Below are 16,119 nucleotides of genomic sequence, written 5' to 3'. Positions count from 1 at the left end.
CGGGGGCAGAGGCATGGCGACAACGGTTTCCCCCGCGGCCAAGCCCGGTATCGTCTGGTTTCGCGATGATTTGCGCCTGCGCGACAATCCCGCCTTGCATGCCGCCTGCCAGAGTGGGGCGCCGATCCTCTGCCTCTATATCCACGAACCCGCAGGGACGGGCCGGCGCCGGCCGGAGGGCGCGGCGCTCTGGTGGCTGCACGGGTCGCTCGTGGCGCTCGATGCGGCCCTGCGCGAAAAAGGCGGGCGATTGCATGTCCTCGCCGGCGCAGCCGAGGAGATCCTGAATACAATTGTAGACAAGGTCTCTGCCGGCGCCGTCTACTGGAACAGGCGCTATGATCCGGCTGGCCGGGATATCGATACGGGCATCAAGGCGGGGCTGCGGTCTCGCAGTGTCGAAGCCCACAGCTTCAACGGCTCCCTCTTGCGGGAGCCCTGGACGATCTCCTCCCAATCGGGTGGACCCTATCGCGTCTTCGGGGCCTTCTGGCGGGCCTTCCGACAGGGCACCGTCGAGCCGCCCTTGCCGGCACCGGCCGAGCCCACCTTTGCGCCGCTTGCCGAAGAAGTGGTTCAACGCTTCGGCTACCCAACCGCCCTCGAGCCCGATCCCCAGCGTCCCGATTGGGCCGTAGCGATGCGTGCGGACTGGACGCGCGGGGAAGCGGCAGGGCTCAGCTGCCTGCAGGACTTCCTCGACGAGGATCTCGCCGGTTATGCCAACGATCGTGATCGTCTCGACGACAGGACGACGTCGCGGCTTTCGCCCTTTCTGCGCTTCGGCAATGTATCCGCGCGGCAACTTTGGCATGCGCTCTCGGCGCGCCAGCATGGCGGCATGACGGCCGGCGATCGCGACGTCGACAAGTTCAGGTCGGAACTCGGCTGGCGCGAGTTTTCCTATTCTCTGCTCTATCATTGCCCGTCCTTGCATGAGCGCAATCTTCAGCCGGATTTCGATGCGATGCCCTGGCGCCAGGACAGCGGAGATCTCGCCGCCTGGAAGCAGGGCATGACCGGCTATCCCGTCGTTGACGCGGCCATGCGCCAGCTGTGGGCGACCGGGTGGATGCACAATCGCGCCCGCATGATCGTCGCCTCCTTCCTGGTCAAGCATCTGCTGATCGATTGGCGGGAAGGGGAGCGCCGGTTCTGGGAGACCTTGGTCGACGCCGATCCGGCCAATAATCCGGCGAGCTGGCAATGGGTGGCCGGATCGGGCGCTGACGCCGCACCCTATTTCCGTATCTTCAATCCGGTGACCCAGGGCGAGAAGTTCGATCCGGATGGAGTTTTCGTGAAGAGGTGGTTGCCGGAACTCGAGCGCCTGCCCGCTCCCTTCGTTCATCGGCCCTGGACCGCCTCGTCCGCGCAACTCGATGCGGCTGGCATCCGCCTCGGTAGGACCTATCCTCTTCCGATCGTCGATCACAAGGTTGCTCGCGAAAGGGCATTGGCGGCTTGGCGCTCGCTACGTGGATGATGTGCTGCGACGAAGAATAGGTGTTTTGTTTGATAGGCGGCACTGCCCCTCACCCTTACCCTCTTCCCGTAAAAACGGGGCGAGGGGGACTTCGATGGCACGTTTGAATGGAAATGGTCTTATCTCGCCCAGCCGAAGAGCCAGATGAGATCCTTGGTGATAAAATCGCAACGCTTGTGCCCCCCTCGCCCCGTTTTTACGGGAAGAGGGTAAGGGTGAGGGGCTGCGCTGTGATATCGAAGGAATCATTCAATCCGCGGCCATCTTTGAGATGTCATGGCGAAGGCCGGAACCGCGGCCTGCAGTGACGTCGCAGCCCCTACCGCGATAGCGTTCTTGCCGCTAGGTTGAGGCCCGCTGAGTCTGAAGGGGGGATCCATGGCGGAGTTCAACAGCGCGGTCGCACTGGCCGAAGCGATCAGGAACGGCCGGGCATCCGCCCTCGAAGCGACCGAGGCCAGCCTTGCCCGATCGACTCTGGCGCAGCCAAGGATCAATTGCTTCACCGAGATCTATGCCGAAGAAGCACGCGAGCAGGCCGCCCGCATCGATGCCTTGCCTCTTGCCGAGCGCGCAGGCCAGGCCCTGTGCGGCGTGCCTGTTGGCATCAAGGATTTCACGCCTATCGCAGGCAAGCTGACGACCTTCGGCTCCAAGGTCTTCCGCGATCATGTCGCCGAGCATGATCCGGTGATCGTGCGTCGCCTGAAGGAGGCTGGTGCCGTCATCGTCGGTCACACCACCACACCCGAATTCGCCTATTCCGGCAACACCCAGAGCCCCCTCTGGGGCATCACCCGCAATCCGTGGAATACCGAGCTCAGCGCGGGCGGCTCTTCCGGCGGCTCGGGGGCAGCGGTCGCGGCAGGCTGCGTGATGCTGGCCGAAGGCACCGACATGGGTGGTTCGGTGCGCATTCCCGCTTCGCTCTGCGGGGTAGTCGGATTGAAGCCGAGTTTCGGCCGCATCCCGATGGACATCCTGCGCACGCAATATGACACGCTCGCCCATTTCGGGCCGCTGGCGCGCTGCGTCGACGACGCGGCCCTGTTCCTGGCTGTCAGTGAGGGGCCTGACGATGCGGATGCCCTGTCGCTGCCGGCCTTGCCGCCGGCTTTTCCCGTCGCATCGTCGCCGACCCGGCCGCGCCTCGCCGTCTCGCTCGATCTCGACACCCATGCGATCTCGGACGAAGTCGCCGAGTTGTTCCATCGCCTGATCGACGATCTCGCTCGGTCCGGTGCCGAGATCACCTGGGTGAAGACACCGTTCAGCGTGCAGTCGGTGCTCGATTGGGAGGATCTGTGGGCCTACTGCTTTGCGGGCGATGTCGGCCATCTCCTGGAAGGGCATCGCGGCGATCTCGATCCGAACGTGGTCGCGCTGATCGAGGCGGGCCGCAAGCTCGATGCCGTCAAGCTGCGCGCCATCGAGCATCGGCGCACCGCTCTGTGGCGAGCCTTTGCCGAAGTGCTCAAGGGCTACGATGCCCTTCTGTGCCCGACGACCTGCACGACTGCGCCCTTCGCCGATCCTGCCCGGCGCGAGCGCGACGAGATCCTGCCCGACGGTCGCTTCAAATCGGTCGACATGACCGGCCATTTCAACCTGACCAGTTCCTGCCCCGTCATTTCCGTGCCGATGGGCCTCGGGGCCAGCGGCATGCCGGCCGGCGTGCAGATCGTTGGCCATCGGCATGATGATCGCGGCGTGCTGGCCTTGGCCAAATGGATCGAAGGCCTGCGGCCTCCCGCCTTCCCCCCGGCCGCCGTCTGACGCATCTCCGAAACGTTTTTCCTAAGAAAGCCCTTGAAGCCATCATGTGGACACCTCTGCCGGACCTTCCCACCCACAATCCGCCTAAGCCGCTGCATGGCGTGCGCGTGCTCGAACTCGCCCGCATCCTGGCGGGGCCCTGGGCCGGGCAGTTGCTTGCCGATCTTGGCGCCGAGGTCATCAAGGTGGAGCGGCCGGGGCAGGGCGACGACACCCGCACCTGGGGACCGCCCTTCATCACCACGGAGGATGGCGAGAATCTCGGCGCGGCCTATTTCCACTCCTGCAATCGTGGCAAGCGCTCGGTCGCCCTCAATTTCGAGACCGCCGAGGGGGCAGAGCAGGTCCGCGCCCTCGTGCGCGAGGCCGATGTCGTGCTCGAGAATTTCAAGGTCGGCGGGCTGAAGAAATATGGCCTCGACCATGAAAGCCTGAAGGCGATCAACCCACGCGTGGTCACTTGCTCGGTCACGGGATTTGGACAAGATGGTCCATATGCCTCCAGGGCAGGTTACGACTTCATGATCCAGGGCATGGGTGGCATCATGGACCTGACCGGCGATCCGAACGGCGAGCCGCAGAAGATCGGCGTCGCCTTCGCGGATGTCTTCACCGGGGTCTATGCCGTGGTCGGTGTGCAGGCAGCCCTGCGCCGGCGCGAGATGACGGGTCTCGGAGGGCATGTCGACATGTCGCTGTTCGACGTCCAGCTCTCGGTACTCGCCAACCAGGCGATGAATTATCTGGCCTCCGGCAAGAGCCCCACCCGCATGGGCAATGCCCATCCCAACATCGTGCCCTATCAGGTATTTCCGGCCAGCGACGGCCACCTCATCATCGCCTGTGGCAATGACAGCCAGTTCGTCAAGCTTTGCGGCGTGCTCAACATCCAGGATATCGCGGCCCATCCCGATTATCTCACCAACAAGGACCGGGTGCGTAACCGCGATACGCTGGCGGCCCTGATCGCCGGATTGACCGGGCGGCGGACCAGGGCGGACCTGTTGGCGTCTCTGGAAAAGGTCGGCGTGCCCGCCGGGCCGATCAATTCGGTCGCCGACGCTCTGCACGATGTGCAGGCCACCCATCGCGGCATGATCGTCGACCTGCCGCATGCCAGGGTGAAGGGGGGCTCCATTCCCTCCGTGCGCACGCCCATCCTGATCGACGGCGAGCCGATGGTGGCGCGGACCGCGAGCCCGGACCTACCGAAGGTGTAAGGGGCGCTTGCGGGGGGCAAAACACGGAGGGTCGATCTCCAGATCGACCGTCTTCACTCGCTATCATACCCGGTGTTTCCAAATTGGTCGATCTGGAGATCGACCCTCCGATTTCGCGCCTACCCCGTCACGATAGTACTCACGAACGAGATGGCGGCTATCCCGAAAAAAGGCCGCCATGCGGCGGCCTCGTTCATGTCATCGACCGGAATTACCTCCGGTACGCGCCGATGTCTTCAGGCGTAGACCTTGAAGCGGTCATTGTCGTTCATGAAGCTCTTCTCGGGCAGGGGCTGCTCGTTGGAGCCGAACGGCATCTGGGCGCGCAGCTTCCAGGACGTCGGCACATGCCATTCCTTCTGCACGGCCTCGTCGACCAGCGGTGCATAGTGCTGCAGGCTGGCGCCGATGCCATGCTCGGCCAGCGCCGTCCACACGGCGAACTGGGCCATGCCGCCCGACTGCTCGGACCAGACCGGGAAGTTGTCGGCGTAAAGCGGGAACTTCTCCTGCAGGCTCTTCACCACATCCTGGTCTTCGAAGAACAGCACGGTGCCGGCGCCGGCGCCGAAGGCATCCATCTTGCCCTCGGTCGAGGCGAAGCTGTCAGCCGGCACGATCTTGCGCAGGATCTCCTTGGTCAGGTGCCAGAACTTGTCGCTCTGCTTGCCGAACAGGATCACGGCGCGTGAGCTCTGCGAATTGAACGAGGAGGGCACATGCTTGATCACGTCCTGGATCAGCAGCGAGATCTCTTCCTGGCTCTTGGGCAATGTCTTGCCCAGGGCATATTGCGTGCGGCGGGTCTTGATATGGTCGATGAAGGTCTTGGACATGGGGAGTCTTCTCTATCTTCTCGACGGCGAGGAGGAGCCGTCATTTGCGGCAGGTTCTATCGCAGCTTTCCATGTCTCGAAAGAGACGCCGTGGAAATCACGATAATCTCGATGGTTAGATCCGAAAAAGTTGAGATGTCGTAGCGCTTGCATCGGAGGGCTGGTCGATTTTGCCAAAAGGCCAGACGGATCGCTTCGATCCGTCTGGCAGTTGGCGACGCAAGGCCGGGCTGGCCCGGCCTTCCTCCTCAGGCGGTCGCAACGGTTTTCCGGTTGTTGAGGACGGCGTCGACGCTGAGACTGCCGGCACCGAAGGCGACGACCTGCAGCAGGCCGCCAGCCATGGCGATGTTCTTGAAGAAGTGGATGAACTGGTTCATGTCGCCCAGATTGTTGTGGAAGAATGCGGCGGCGGCGACCGAGAACGCCGCCATGACGAGGGCGACAAGGCGGGTCTGGTAGCCGACGATCAGCAGCAGGCCGCCGATGAGCTCGACCACGATGGCGATAGCCACGCCGAGATAGGGCAGCGGCAGGCCGACGGTGGCGATGTAGCCGGCGGTGGCAGCAGGGGCCGTGAGTTTGCCGAAGCCGCTGAGAAGGAAGATGGCGGCGATCAGCACGCGGCCAAGGAGCGGGGTGTAACGAACGTCTGAGGACATGGGGGTTTCTCTTTTTTTAAGGAGGGGAGCGGAGGGGCCGCTCAGGCTTTGGTGTCGGTGAAGTGCGCGGTTTCCAGCGCCCTGGCCAGCGCATCCGTGGCACCCGAGGGGGCAAGGGACACGACATGGATCTTCGGCGGTGGCAGGACCTGCTCCTTGACTGGAGCGGAGAGACCGGCTTTGCGTCCGAACAGGCAATCCAACAGGCTGGTGATGAACATGGCGAGCACCTCATCTGAACTTGGCGCTGTTATCTCAGAGATTGATGTTCAAGAAAATCTGGATAATATAGACAATTAGGTTCGAGAAAATTGATATGTCTGATCCGCGCCCCACGCTTGACCAGCTTCAGGTCTTCCTTGCCATCGTCGAGGCCGGCAGCTTCGCTGGCGCGGCCCGCCAGCTCGGGCGTGCAACCTCGGTGGTCAGCTACACCATCGCCAATCTGGAAGCCCAGCTCGGTCTGGAGCTTTTCGATCGCGATTCCACCCGCAAGCCCCAATTGACCGAGGCGGGCAAGGCCATGCTGGCCGAAGCGCGCGTGGTGGCGCGGGGCGTGGGCAGCCTGATCGCCAAGGCCAAGGGCCTGACCTCGGGGTTGGAGGCGGAAGTCACGCTGACGGTCGACGTCATGCTGCCGCCCTGCGCCCTGGTGCGGGTACTGAACGCCTTCCAGGCGGAATTTCCCACCGTATCACTGCGCCTGCATGTCGAGGCGCTCGGCGCCGTCACCCAGCATGTGCTCGACGGCATCGCCGATCTCGGCGTGGGCGGGCCCCTGTCGCGCGACATCATCGGCATCGAGAGGCGGGGCATCGGCTCGATCCGCCTGATCCCCGTGGCTGCTCCTTCCCATCCTCTGGCCAGCCTCGGTAGCGAGGAGGCCGATGTCCGGGCGCAGGAGCATGTACAACTCGTGCTGACGGACCGCTCCAAATTCACCGAAGGGCAGGAATTCGGCGTACTCAGCTCGAAGACGTGGCGCATCGCCGATCTCGGCGCCAAATTCATGCTGCTCCGCTCCGGCATCGGCTGGGGCAGCATGCCCGAGGACATGGTGAATGACGACATCGCCGCGGGCCGGCTCGTTCGTCTCGCCATGACGGGTTGGGATCGCAATCTCTATCCCCTGCAGAGCATCCGGCGCACGGATACGGCCCTCGGTCCTGCGGCGAGCTGGCTGCTTGCCAAGCTCAAGGCGGCGCTGGACGAGACCGGCGAGGCGCTCGCGGCTGCGCGCAGCGCAGCGTAAGCCGAGTGATCGGCAGGTCGGTGAGTTCTTAGGGACAATTGGGGCAAAACTAGCCTCAATGGATCAAGGTGACAACGAATATACTTTAGGATTTGGGTATATAATTTAAAAATATTATATTTTTATTGAATTTATACATGAATTCTTTTGGTCATCTGCGAGAGGGTGTGTGTCTGTTCTATTTTTTATACAGGAGTGCGTGTACAAGAATCCCCAAGGTGATGTAAAATTGCTACAGCCTGCCTCCAATTCCTATGCTAGATCTCAGCTAAGGCTTTCTCTCGGGGGTAGTTATGAAGCGTCTTCTTATTGCTGTTTCCGCATTGGCAGTTGTTTCAAGTGGGGCGTTCGCTGCTGATTTGGCTCCTCAGGTTGTGGAGCCGACCGCGCCGATCGTAATGCCATTTACCTGGACGGGATTTTACGTCGGTGCCCATGCAGGATATGGGTGGGGCGACACCAAGGCCCGCTTCAATGGTCCGGTCCCGCATGGCGACTTCACCCCGGATGGATTTATCGGCGGCGTGCATGCCGGATATAATTATCAGTTTGAAACCCCGGTGGTGGTTGGCCTTGAAGCTGATATCGACGGTTCAGATGTAAAGGGCGATTTCGACAATCCTTTCGGCGGCTTTAGCGGTGGCAGCGCCAAGCTGCGCTGGCAGGGGTCTGTCCGGGCTCGCTTCGGTTATGCGTTCGATAGATTTCTGCCCTATATCACGGGCGGTGTTTCGTTCGGTGACTTTCGCTTTGCTGGCGGCCCCGGTGTCGGATCGGGGCTAAGCCCCGCTCTTGTGCCTTGGTCCAAGACGCTGACTGGGTGGACGATAGGTGCGGGCCTAGAATACGCCTTCACGGACAATTGGAGTGCCCGTCTCGAATATCGCTACACCGATTATGGTAATACCTCCCGTTCCCTCGCCCCCGCCTATCCGGGTGTGATTGAGCGCATGGACGTTAAGTTGCACACGGTGCAAGCAGGTATTAGCTATAAGTTCTGATTGGTAGAGATTTTAGTAGGCCCGGCAACTTTGCCGGGCCTTTTTTATTTAAAAGCCTGTATTAACAGTGCAACTCGGTCGCCTGCCGCAAGCAGTGGGGCGACGAAGAAATAAAAAATGAGGGAGGCAAAAGGGATAGGAGGCACTGCATATCCATTGTCCCTCCTTTCGACCTGCATCAACGGAGGCGACAGAACGATAACGTGATTGCATTGGAGATGAGGCGAAATGTTGAGGTCCGAATGCTGGAGGTTAGTTTCAGCCACTGCAAGTAGCGGATGCGTCTTCATCAAGGCCGGTGTATCGAAAGGCGTTGCAGGACTCAAAGCCGTTGAGACGGGGCTTTTAGCCAATTTCGCAGTAGTCCGTGTGTCATGGCGAGGTATTGGTGGCTCCGCCTACAACGGTCAGCGGGAGATGGTCCCCTTCATCGGCACCACGGTGACCTTGGTGCCGTAGCTATGAAGCGCTTCCAGATGTTCGGGCCTGATGCCGTCATCGGTGATCAATTCGTCGATGGCGGATAGCTCGCAGAAGGTCGAGAACGAAGGCGCCGAGAATTTCGAACTGTCGACCACCACGATGGTGCGCCGGGAGGACTGGATCATCTTGCGCTTGAGCGAAGCGACCTCGAGGGCGGCATCGGTGAGGACATTGCCGCTTACGGCATAGGCGCCGGTGACGCAGACATCGGCATGCACGGTGTTGAAAAAGCTCTCGCCCGGCTCGCCCCAGAGCGAGCGCCAGCCGCCCGGCCGGATGGTGCCGCCGGGCATGATCACGCGCCAGCTCGGCACGTCGGAACTCACCTGGGCAATCTCCAGGCTGTTGGTGACGACGGTGAGGGAGAGGTCGCGCAGGGCGGCCGCCCGCACCACTTCCATCACGGTGGAACTGGCTTCGAAGATCACGCTCTCGCGGTTGTTGATGCGCAAGGCCGCTTCGACGCCGATGGCGATCTTCTGGGCGCGTTGCATATGCGCATTGATCTGCGATTCACGTTCGAAGGTCGCCTGCAGCGGCGGCACGAGCAGGGCGCCGCCGTGGGTGCGTTCGAGATAGCCGCCTTCCATCAAATGTTCGAGGTCGCGGCGAATGGTCGACTGCGAACCGCCGATCGAGTCGGCCAGTTCCTGGATGGAGGCGGCCCCATTGATGCGCAGATGCTCCAAGATGAGCGCCCGCCTTTTGGCGGGGATGATCTCGACGCGTTTGGTGGCGGCTTCCATATAAAGCGGACTCCTTGGGGCGGACTGACCATCGAAAGGACCGCGACAGGTACGGGCCGCCTCGACGCAGTCAGACGATATTGCCCAGACTTACGCACAATCTTGCAGATTCTGCCATTAAAGTGCGCTCTTTCCCAGATGGACAAAAGGCGGATCACAGCGACCCGCCTTGCCTGGAGCAAGGTCTGTTCATGACTGAACGCTTGTTTGCCCGAGCTCCATGTTTTCAGCCAGTCCAATGGATTGGCTAGAGCAGCCTTGCTCCAGCCAAAGGGCTGGGACCGTTTCGGTCAGGCGACCTTCTTCAGGGCCGCCGGCTTGAGCACATCCTCGGTGATCGCCAGATCATCGTCCAGGCTGCGCTTGGCCTTGAGGCCATTCTTGGCAAGTTCGCCATGATAGGCCTTGACCGCCTCGTCGGGAGCGACGGTGCCGTCGGCGACCTGACGCATCAGCCCCAGTAGCGCGAGCGGATCCTCAGCCAGGTTGATCTTGCGGCCGAATAGAGCGACACGACCGCCATATTTTTCGGCTTGGTGCAGCAGCTCGAAGGTGTCGCGGGTGGTGCCGGCGCCGCCGCCGAGCACGCCGACCACCAGATCGGGATCGAAGCTCGCCAATTCCTCCAGCGCCTTGGGACCGTTATAGACGATCTTGAGGAATTGCGGCCGGTCCGCCTTGGTCACGCCGGCCAGGCAGCGCAGGATGCTGTCATTGATGTATTCGCCGATCTGGGCCCGATCGAGGCCGCAATCGACATTCGGATTGAAGACTTCGAAGAAGTACTTGAAATTGTTGTCGGCGGCCTCTTCGCGGAAAGCAGCGAAGGCATCGAGCGCCTCGTAATCGTGATCGATGTCGTTGAGGAAGGTCACCGAATAAAGGCCGAGATCGGTGCCGATCACGGGTGCACCGATCGCAGGCTCGTTGGTGCCGTACATGACGCGCGAAAGGTTGGCGGTCCGGAAATGGCGGGAGGGATGCTTGGTATAGGCCTGGTGACGCACGCCACCCCAGCAATCGGTGGTGTCATTGGCGCGAATGGAGGGTTTCACCGCCGAATTGCGGAAGACGCCGCGCTCGTGCAGCAGTTCGAGATTGGAGGCCGACACCAGCATGATGTCGACGATATCCTGTTCGACGATGGTCTGGATCTGATCGAGAAATTCGGCACGCGTGCGTATACGGCCCTGGCCGCCATCATCGCTGCGGGCAAAGCCGGTCGCGGCAAGGCCAGAGCCCATGTCGCCATCCTTAGCATCGGCGATGATGAAATCGGATCGCTTGTAATTGCCCGCTCGGATATTGCGCAGTTTCTGGTCGAGACGGGTTTGGGGATAGGCCATCGCATAGGCTCCTTGGACTGGCGATGAATGCCGCCGCTTCCTCGCTGCGGCGAGTCGCATTCATTTCAATGACACTCATATACGATCAAAATCTTTCAAACCAGTGCAAAGTTTTCCTTTTGCTGGAATTGTCGCCACACCCGGCATGGACTGGAAACCTTGCGGATCGCGATGCAAATTTGCATGGATGAGGTGTGTTGTTCGCTCCCGCATTGCGGGGCTAAGGCACCTGCCGATCGCGCCGGGTTGAAGGAGGGATGCCGTGCTGCCGAGTTTCGAAACGCAGCGCCTGCTGGTCCGGCCGCGTACCATGGTCGACTTCGAGGCCTGTCTCGTCATGGATCGCGATGTGGAAGTCACGAAGCATATTCCTGGCCCGTGGCACGATCCGGAGCAGCACGAAGCCTTCGTCAGGCGGCGCATGCAGGCCGATTACGGGCCGGGACTGGGCTATGGGACTGTTGTCGAAAAGCATCAGCCCAATCGCTTCCTGGGCTGGATCCTGCTCATTCCGGCGGACGGCATCGGGCCCGAGATCGAGATCGGCTGGCGGCTGGTGCGGGAGGCCTGGGGCAGGGGATATGCGACCGAGGCGGCGATGCCGGTGATTCGACACGCCTTTACCACGCTGAAGGCTGACAGGATCATGGCAGAGATCGCTCCCCGCAATACCGCTTCGCTGCGCGTCGCGCAGAAGCTGGGCCTGAGCGACGCCGGCGTGCGCGATGATCAAGGTGCGATCTGGAGACGCTACCAGATGACGCAAAGCGATTTCGCCTCGCTCGAAGAGACCGGGCGTTGAGGCATTCCGCTTCCGGACGCAGAACCCAGGCGAGGACATGCAGCGGCGTGCCGCTGGGTTGGCCGCTGCATGTGAGCACAGGACTTAGCCGTTGGTCGTAGCGGGCGCTGCCGACAGGGCCTCCTGCAGCTTCTGCTCCTGTTCCGGCGACAGCGAGGTCTTGATCACCCGCCCCTTGAGGCCGCTGAATTCGGCAAGAACCTTCTCGGGCTGGACCTTGCGGACCAACACGAACAGGGCCGATGAATTGTTGGGAATGGTCTGGCCGAGCGACTTGATGAAGTCGTCGTCGATGCCGTAATCAGCCAAGGAGCCGGAGAGGGCGCCGACGCCCGCGCCGACGGCGCCGCCGATGGCGAAGCCGGCCAGCGGATTGAGGAAGAGCAGGCCGACAAGCCCGCCCCACAGCGCCCCGGAGAGCAGGCCCGAACTTGCGCCGATGCCGGTCAGGTTGATGCTCTGCTTGAGATGAACCTTGCCCTCGGCATTGCGGGTGACCACTACCGCATCTTCGAGATCGACCAGATATTCCTTCTTGAGCGCGTCCAGCTTGAGCAGAACCTTGTCTGCCTCATCGATGGAATCAAAGCCGACGACAATAAGATCGGACATCAAGAGCTCCTGTGTTCACCTGTCATGGCGCGCATTGCGCCATGAAGGACATTTATCCCGCAAGCCTATTGAATCCATGTGACCATTGTCGGGCACGGATCGGGCATTCTCCTCGGCGCACGAGGGCACCCATTTGAATGTCCTTCCGAGCTGGGTTTCACGGCGATGCCGCGTCGATGGCATAATTGCCGGCGAATTCCTGCGTAGGAGGGATGGGCTTGATCACGTCGATCAGTACGCCATTGGGATCGGCCGTGATGAAATGGCGCTGCCCGAATGCCTCGTCGCGCAATTCGAGCAGGATCGGTAAACCTGCCTGCTTGAGCCTTGCATATTCGGCATCGACGTCGGTGACTTCGAAATTGAGCAGAAGGCCGCCGACCTGCCCGCCGCGCCCCTGTTCGGGAATGGTATGGTGATCGCTGTCGAGCACGGCGAGATTGATGGTCTCGTCGGCCGCCGATTGCAAATGCACATACCAGTCGGCCTCGAACAGGATCCGGAAGCCCAGATGCTCGACATAGAAGGCCGCGGTGGCGGCCACCTGCCTTGTCATGATCACGGGATAATAGCTGGTGATCTTCATGGACATTCCTGCGCCTCCCTTTTAAACATACAGTCTGAATGTTTTTCAGTAACATACAGGCTGTATGTATGCAAGAAGATAGCCGACGCTCCAATCAGGATCGGACGCTGAGAACCCGGGCGGCCTTGATCGCGGCTGCACGGCGCCTGTTCGTGTCCAAGGGCTATGCCGATACGGGAACGCCCGAATTGGTAGCGGAAGCGGGGGTGACCCGTGGTGCGCTCTATCATCATTTCGCCGACAAGCAGGCGCTGTTCCGGGCTGTCGTCGAGGCAGAGAATGCCGCGCTGGCCGACGAGATCGAGCGGGCGGCACCGGAAGAACCCGGCGCGATGGAGGCACTGATCGCCGGCGGCGAGGCTTTTCTGGTCGCCATGTCCGAACCCGGACGTACCCGGCTCTTGCTGATCGAGGCGCCGGCCGTGCTGGGCCGTGAGACGGTGGATGCCATCGATGCCGCCCATGGCGGACGCACGTTGCGCGAAGGCGTCGCCGCCGCTATCGCAAGCGGGTGGTTGCGGCCTGTGCCCGTCGAAGAGGCGGCGCTGCTCCTGTCGGCTGTCTATGACAGGGCGGCGCTGTCCATTGCAGCGGGGGCGAATGGGGAAGTATGGCGGACGCTCATCCGGGCCGTGCTCGGCGGCCTTCGTCCTGCGGCCAGATGAGGATCCGATGGCGCAATCCGATCACCAATCCGATGATGCCTGGCTGACGCTCCCCGCCGCGTTGCGCCGGATGGGGCTGCTCGGGCAGAAAGAGACGGCGCGCTTTACAGCGTTGACGGGCGGGGTTTCCTCCGACATCCACCTGGTCGAAACCTCGAACCGGCGCTTTTGCGTCAAGCGGGCGCTGGCTCGCCTCAAGGTGGCAGCCGTCTGGGAGGCGCCGACGAACCGCAATGCGGCGGAGGCGGCCTGGATCCGCCAGGTCGGCCGTTGGTTGCCCGACGGTGTACCCACTTTGCTTGGCGAGGACGAGCAACTTGGCCTGTTTGCCATGGCCTTTTTGTCCCCCAAGCTTAATCCGGTCTGGAAGGCGCAGTTGCTGGACCAGCAGATCGATACGGCATTTGCGGGGCGCGTCGGCGCCGATCTCGGCCTCATTCATGCCGCCAGCGCGCAGGAAGCCGGGCTTGCGGTGCGCTTTGCCAATGACGCGACCTTCGGGCCGATCCGCATCGAGCCCTATCTCATCGCCACAGCCCGCGCCCATCCCGATCTGTCGGCCAAGATTGAGGCCGTCGCCGCCCGCACGCTCGCCACCAGGAAGGCTCTGATCCATGGCGATGTCAGCCCGAAGAACATCCTGTGCGGGCAGACGGGCCCCGTTTTCCTCGATGCCGAATGTGCTTGCTTTGGCGATCCGGCTTTCGATCTCGCCTTCTGCCTCAATCATCTCATGTTGAAGGGGGCTCGGCAGGGCGTGCCCCGCGCGGCCTATCGTGATGCCTTCGAGGCTTTGGTCAACGCATATTTCGCTAGGATCGACTGGGAGGACCGCGCCGCTTTCGAGGCCAGGGCCGCCGCCCTACTGCCTGTGCTGTTTCTGGCGCGCGTGGATGGCAAGTCGCCCGTCGAATATCTGACGTTGGAGGAGGAACGGAAAGCCGTGCGCCGCTTCGCCAGGCCTCTGATCGCCGATCCCGTTGAAGACCTGATCGCCATCGCCAATGCCTGGACCCGCCAATGATCGATATAGCCATCCGTAGACTTGCTGCCCGCCGTATCTGGGACTCCCGTGGTCGCCCCACCGTCGAAGCCGAAGTTGAGCTCAGCGACGGCACGATCGCGCGGGGGATCGCGCCGGCCGGTGCGTCCCGCGGCAGCCGCGAGGCGCTCGAGCGCCGCGATGGCGGCGAAAAGCTGGGGGGCCTCGATGTCCAAGGGGCAATTGCCAGCGTGCGCGGGGAGATCGCGCCGCTACTGATCGGCCGCGACCCGTTCGACCAGGCGGGGTTGGACGAGGCGCTGATCGCGCTGGACGGCACGCCGACCAAACAAAGACTCGGCGGCAATGCCACCGTCGCCGTCTCGCTCGCTGTGCTGCACGCCGCCGCCGCCAGCCGAGGCTTGCCGCTATGGCGATATCTGGCAGGGGAGGAGGCGGTCACGCTTCCCCTGCCGGAAATCCAGATCTTCGGCGGAGGGGCCCATGCCGGCCGCCGCACCGACATCCAGGATTTCATGGTGATGGCGCCGAAGGCGGCGAGCTTCGGCGAGGCGCTCGAAACCACGGCCGAGGTCTATCTTGCGGCCGGCAGGATCATGGCCGAGCGCGGCCTGCTGCAGGGCGTCGCGGATGAAGGAGGCTGGTGGCCGGCCTTCAGCTCCAATGAAGAGGCGCTTGATACCCTGGTCCTGGCCATCGAGCGCGCCGGTTTCACGCCGGGCGACGAGGTGGTGATCTCGCTCGATGTCGCCGCCTCCGAATTTGGCCGCGGCGGGCGCTATCGGCTCGGCCTGGAAGGGCGCGAGCTCGATCGGGACGGCATGGCGGATTATCTCCTCGGCTGGTGTGAGCGCTATCCCATTCTTTCGATCGAAGATCCCTTTGCCGAGGATGATGCCGAGGGGCTCGCACGCTTTACCGCGGCCGTGGGTCATCGCATTCAGGTGATCGGCGATGATTTCCTGGTTACCAATGCCGGGTTGGTCGAAGAGGCGGTGAGGAACCAAACCGTCAATGCCGTGCTGGTGAAGGTCAACCAGGCCGGCACGGTCAGCGAGGCGAGGGCTGCCTGCGAGGCGGGACGGCGTGCCGGTTTTGGCACGATCGTATCGGCACGCTCCGGCGAGACCGAGGATGTCGCCATCGTACACCTCGCCATTGGCTGGCACGCCGGCCAGCTCAAGGTCGGATCCTTCGCTCGCTCCGAACGCATGGCGAAATGGAACGAAGCCCTGCGCATCGAGGAGGCCCTGGGACCCAAGGCACGCTTTGCGGGTATCGAAGCCTTACCCTTCAACCGCCGACAGGGCGCCGCCTGAGAGACTGCGCCAAGGTGTCTTGTCGGTCCGGTTTGACAGGGAGCTGAAAAGGCTGCTTGCCCGCTGGGGTGATGGGGCGCCGGGGCAGCAAGCAAAAAAAGCCGGAGGAGGGAGCGCCTGTCTTCCTCCTCCGGCTGGCATTTACTTGCATGACGTTAAGTTTTCGCAATCGAAATCTGCGCTTGAATGCTAAAGTTAAGCATCTCCCGGCAAATAAGGCGTCTGCAGCTCCATAACTTCATCACAAGCTTGCGCCATCCCGTAACAAAGCTGGCTACACTCGGCAATACAAAAAAGTGCCATGCACGGTGCCGTCATCGGATA

General features: G+C 62.2%; 16 protein-coding genes. 9 read left to right on the top strand and 7 right to left on the bottom strand.

Features of this window, described 5'->3' with window-relative positions:
* Positions 1-13 precede the first annotated feature (13 nt).
* From ACZYTC_RS11625 to ACZYTC_RS11615, 3 genes are all read left to right on the top strand, one after another.
* Positions 14-1,486 (top strand): cryptochrome/photolyase family protein, encoded by a 1,473-nt coding sequence (locus ACZYTC_RS11625; protein WP_488989656.1) that lies wholly within the window; start codon positions 14-16, stop codon positions 1,484-1,486.
* Between the two features lie 378 nt (positions 1,487-1,864).
* On the top strand, positions 1,865-3,262 hold the full coding sequence (locus tag ACZYTC_RS11620) for an amidase (protein ID WP_488989655.1): 1,398 nt from the start codon (positions 1,865-1,867) through the stop codon (positions 3,260-3,262).
* Between the two features lie 44 nt (positions 3,263-3,306).
* Complete coding sequence (locus ACZYTC_RS11615; RefSeq protein ID WP_488989654.1) at positions 3,307-4,482, top strand: CaiB/BaiF CoA transferase family protein; 1,176 nt, start codon at positions 3,307-3,309, stop codon at positions 4,480-4,482.
* Between the two features lie 236 nt (positions 4,483-4,718).
* On the opposite strand, the gene ACZYTC_RS11610 is transcribed toward ACZYTC_RS11615, so the two are convergent.
* The 3 genes from ACZYTC_RS11610 to ACZYTC_RS11600 form a co-directional block, all read right to left on the bottom strand.
* On the bottom strand, positions 4,719-5,318 hold the full coding sequence (locus ACZYTC_RS11610) for a nitroreductase family protein (RefSeq protein ID WP_434955931.1): 600 nt from the start codon (positions 5,316-5,318) through the stop codon (positions 4,719-4,721).
* Between the two features lie 248 nt (positions 5,319-5,566).
* On the bottom strand, positions 5,567-5,980 hold the full coding sequence (locus tag ACZYTC_RS11605; RefSeq protein ID WP_434955932.1) for a DoxX family protein: 414 nt from the start codon (positions 5,978-5,980) through the stop codon (positions 5,567-5,569).
* A gap of 41 nt (positions 5,981-6,021) precedes the next feature.
* Positions 6,022-6,201 (bottom strand): hypothetical protein, encoded by a 180-nt coding sequence (locus tag ACZYTC_RS11600; protein WP_488989653.1) that lies wholly within the window; start codon positions 6,199-6,201, stop codon positions 6,022-6,024.
* 95 nt (positions 6,202-6,296) lie between these two features.
* On the opposite strand from ACZYTC_RS11600, the gene ACZYTC_RS11595 reads away from it, so the two are divergent.
* Together ACZYTC_RS11595 and ACZYTC_RS11590 are read left to right on the top strand one after the other, a co-directional pair.
* Positions 6,297-7,232, top strand: coding sequence for a LysR family transcriptional regulator (locus tag ACZYTC_RS11595; RefSeq protein ID WP_434955934.1), 936 nt, complete (start codon positions 6,297-6,299; stop codon positions 7,230-7,232).
* A gap of 293 nt (positions 7,233-7,525) precedes the next feature.
* Positions 7,526-8,233: an outer membrane protein gene (locus tag ACZYTC_RS11590; protein ID WP_488989652.1), complete on the top strand. Its 708-nt coding sequence runs from the start codon at positions 7,526-7,528 to the stop codon at positions 8,231-8,233.
* 407 nt (positions 8,234-8,640) lie between these two features.
* Here the strand turns inward: ACZYTC_RS11590 and ACZYTC_RS11585 are convergent, their stop codons facing one another.
* Both ACZYTC_RS11585 and ACZYTC_RS11580 read right to left on the bottom strand, forming a co-directional pair.
* Positions 8,641-9,462, bottom strand: coding sequence for a DeoR/GlpR family DNA-binding transcription regulator (locus tag ACZYTC_RS11585; protein ID WP_488989651.1), 822 nt, complete (start codon positions 9,460-9,462; stop codon positions 8,641-8,643).
* A 290-nt stretch (positions 9,463-9,752) separates the two neighbouring features.
* Positions 9,753-10,808: a hypothetical protein gene (locus tag ACZYTC_RS11580; protein WP_488989650.1), complete on the bottom strand. Its 1,056-nt coding sequence runs from the start codon at positions 10,806-10,808 to the stop codon at positions 9,753-9,755.
* A 262-nt stretch (positions 10,809-11,070) separates the two neighbouring features.
* On the opposite strand from ACZYTC_RS11580, the gene ACZYTC_RS11575 reads away from it, so the two are divergent.
* Entirely contained in the window at positions 11,071-11,610 is a 540-nt protein-coding gene (locus ACZYTC_RS11575; RefSeq protein WP_441772573.1) for a GNAT family N-acetyltransferase, read from the top strand.
* A gap of 84 nt (positions 11,611-11,694) precedes the next feature.
* Here ACZYTC_RS11575 and ACZYTC_RS11570 read toward each other — a convergent pair whose 3' ends face one another.
* Positions 11,695-12,222 carry a DUF1269 domain-containing protein gene (locus tag ACZYTC_RS11570; protein ID WP_434955938.1) on the bottom strand — a complete coding sequence of 176 codons (528 nt, stop codon included), beginning with the start codon at positions 12,220-12,222 and terminating at the stop codon, positions 11,695-11,697.
* A 157-nt stretch (positions 12,223-12,379) separates the two neighbouring features.
* The gene (locus tag ACZYTC_RS11565) at positions 12,380-12,808 is read right to left on the bottom strand and encodes a VOC family protein (RefSeq protein WP_488989999.1); all 429 of its coding nucleotides are present in this window, start codon (positions 12,806-12,808) and stop codon (positions 12,380-12,382) included.
* 68 nt (positions 12,809-12,876) lie between these two features.
* Between ACZYTC_RS11565 and ACZYTC_RS11560 the strand changes: the two genes are divergently transcribed.
* Genes ACZYTC_RS11560 through eno form a run of 3 tightly spaced genes read left to right on the top strand, consistent with a single transcriptional unit; the run spans position 12,877 to position 15,795 of the window.
* Positions 12,877-13,473: a TetR/AcrR family transcriptional regulator gene (locus tag ACZYTC_RS11560; protein ID WP_488989649.1), complete on the top strand. Its 597-nt coding sequence runs from the start codon at positions 12,877-12,879 to the stop codon at positions 13,471-13,473.
* A gap of 7 nt (positions 13,474-13,480) precedes the next feature.
* A complete protein-coding gene (locus ACZYTC_RS11555; RefSeq protein ID WP_488989648.1) occupies positions 13,481-14,497 on the top strand; it encodes a phosphotransferase family protein in 1,017 nt (338 codons plus the stop codon).
* Positions 14,494-15,795 carry a phosphopyruvate hydratase gene (gene eno / locus ACZYTC_RS11550; RefSeq protein WP_488989647.1) on the top strand — a complete coding sequence of 434 codons (1,302 nt, stop codon included), beginning with the start codon at positions 14,494-14,496 and terminating at the stop codon, positions 15,793-15,795. Before ACZYTC_RS11555 ends, eno begins: the two co-directional genes overlap by 4 nt.
* The last annotated feature ends 324 nt before the right edge of the window (positions 15,796-16,119 follow it).

The sequence above is a fragment of the Labrys sp. F242 genome (genome assembly GCF_057813875.1).
The sequence above is the reverse complement of the archived record's forward strand: the minus strand, read 5'-3'. Positions and strand labels throughout refer to the sequence as shown.

Coding starts and splice junctions, on each gene's coding strand:
- ACZYTC_RS11625 (WP_488989656.1), top strand. CDS start 14: ATGGCGACAACGGTTTCCCCCGCGGCCAAGCCCGGTATCGTCTGGTTT.
- ACZYTC_RS11620 (WP_488989655.1), top strand. CDS start 1,865: ATGGCGGAGTTCAACAGCGCGGTCGCACTGGCCGAAGCGATCAGGAAC.
- ACZYTC_RS11615 (WP_488989654.1), top strand. CDS start 3,307: ATGTGGACACCTCTGCCGGACCTTCCCACCCACAATCCGCCTAAGCCG.
- ACZYTC_RS11610 (WP_434955931.1), bottom strand. CDS start 5,318: ATGTCCAAGACCTTCATCGACCATATCAAGACCCGCCGCACGCAATAT.
- ACZYTC_RS11605 (WP_434955932.1), bottom strand. CDS start 5,980: ATGTCCTCAGACGTTCGTTACACCCCGCTCCTTGGCCGCGTGCTGATC.
- ACZYTC_RS11600 (WP_488989653.1), bottom strand. CDS start 6,201: ATGTTCATCACCAGCCTGTTGGATTGCCTGTTCGGACGCAAAGCCGGT.
- ACZYTC_RS11595 (WP_434955934.1), top strand. CDS start 6,297: ATGTCTGATCCGCGCCCCACGCTTGACCAGCTTCAGGTCTTCCTTGCC.
- ACZYTC_RS11590 (WP_488989652.1), top strand. CDS start 7,526: ATGAAGCGTCTTCTTATTGCTGTTTCCGCATTGGCAGTTGTTTCAAGT.
- ACZYTC_RS11585 (WP_488989651.1), bottom strand. CDS start 9,462: ATGGAAGCCGCCACCAAACGCGTCGAGATCATCCCCGCCAAAAGGCGG.
- ACZYTC_RS11580 (WP_488989650.1), bottom strand. CDS start 10,808: ATGGCCTATCCCCAAACCCGTCTCGACCAGAAACTGCGCAATATCCGA.
- ACZYTC_RS11570 (WP_434955938.1), bottom strand. CDS start 12,222: ATGTCCGATCTTATTGTCGTCGGCTTTGATTCCATCGATGAGGCAGAC.
- ACZYTC_RS11565 (WP_488989999.1), bottom strand. CDS start 12,808: ATGAAGATCACCAGCTATTATCCCGTGATCATGACAAGGCAGGTGGCC.
- ACZYTC_RS11560 (WP_488989649.1), top strand. CDS start 12,877: ATGCAAGAAGATAGCCGACGCTCCAATCAGGATCGGACGCTGAGAACC.
- ACZYTC_RS11555 (WP_488989648.1), top strand. CDS start 13,481: ATGGCGCAATCCGATCACCAATCCGATGATGCCTGGCTGACGCTCCCC.
- eno (WP_488989647.1), top strand. CDS start 14,494: ATGATCGATATAGCCATCCGTAGACTTGCTGCCCGCCGTATCTGGGAC.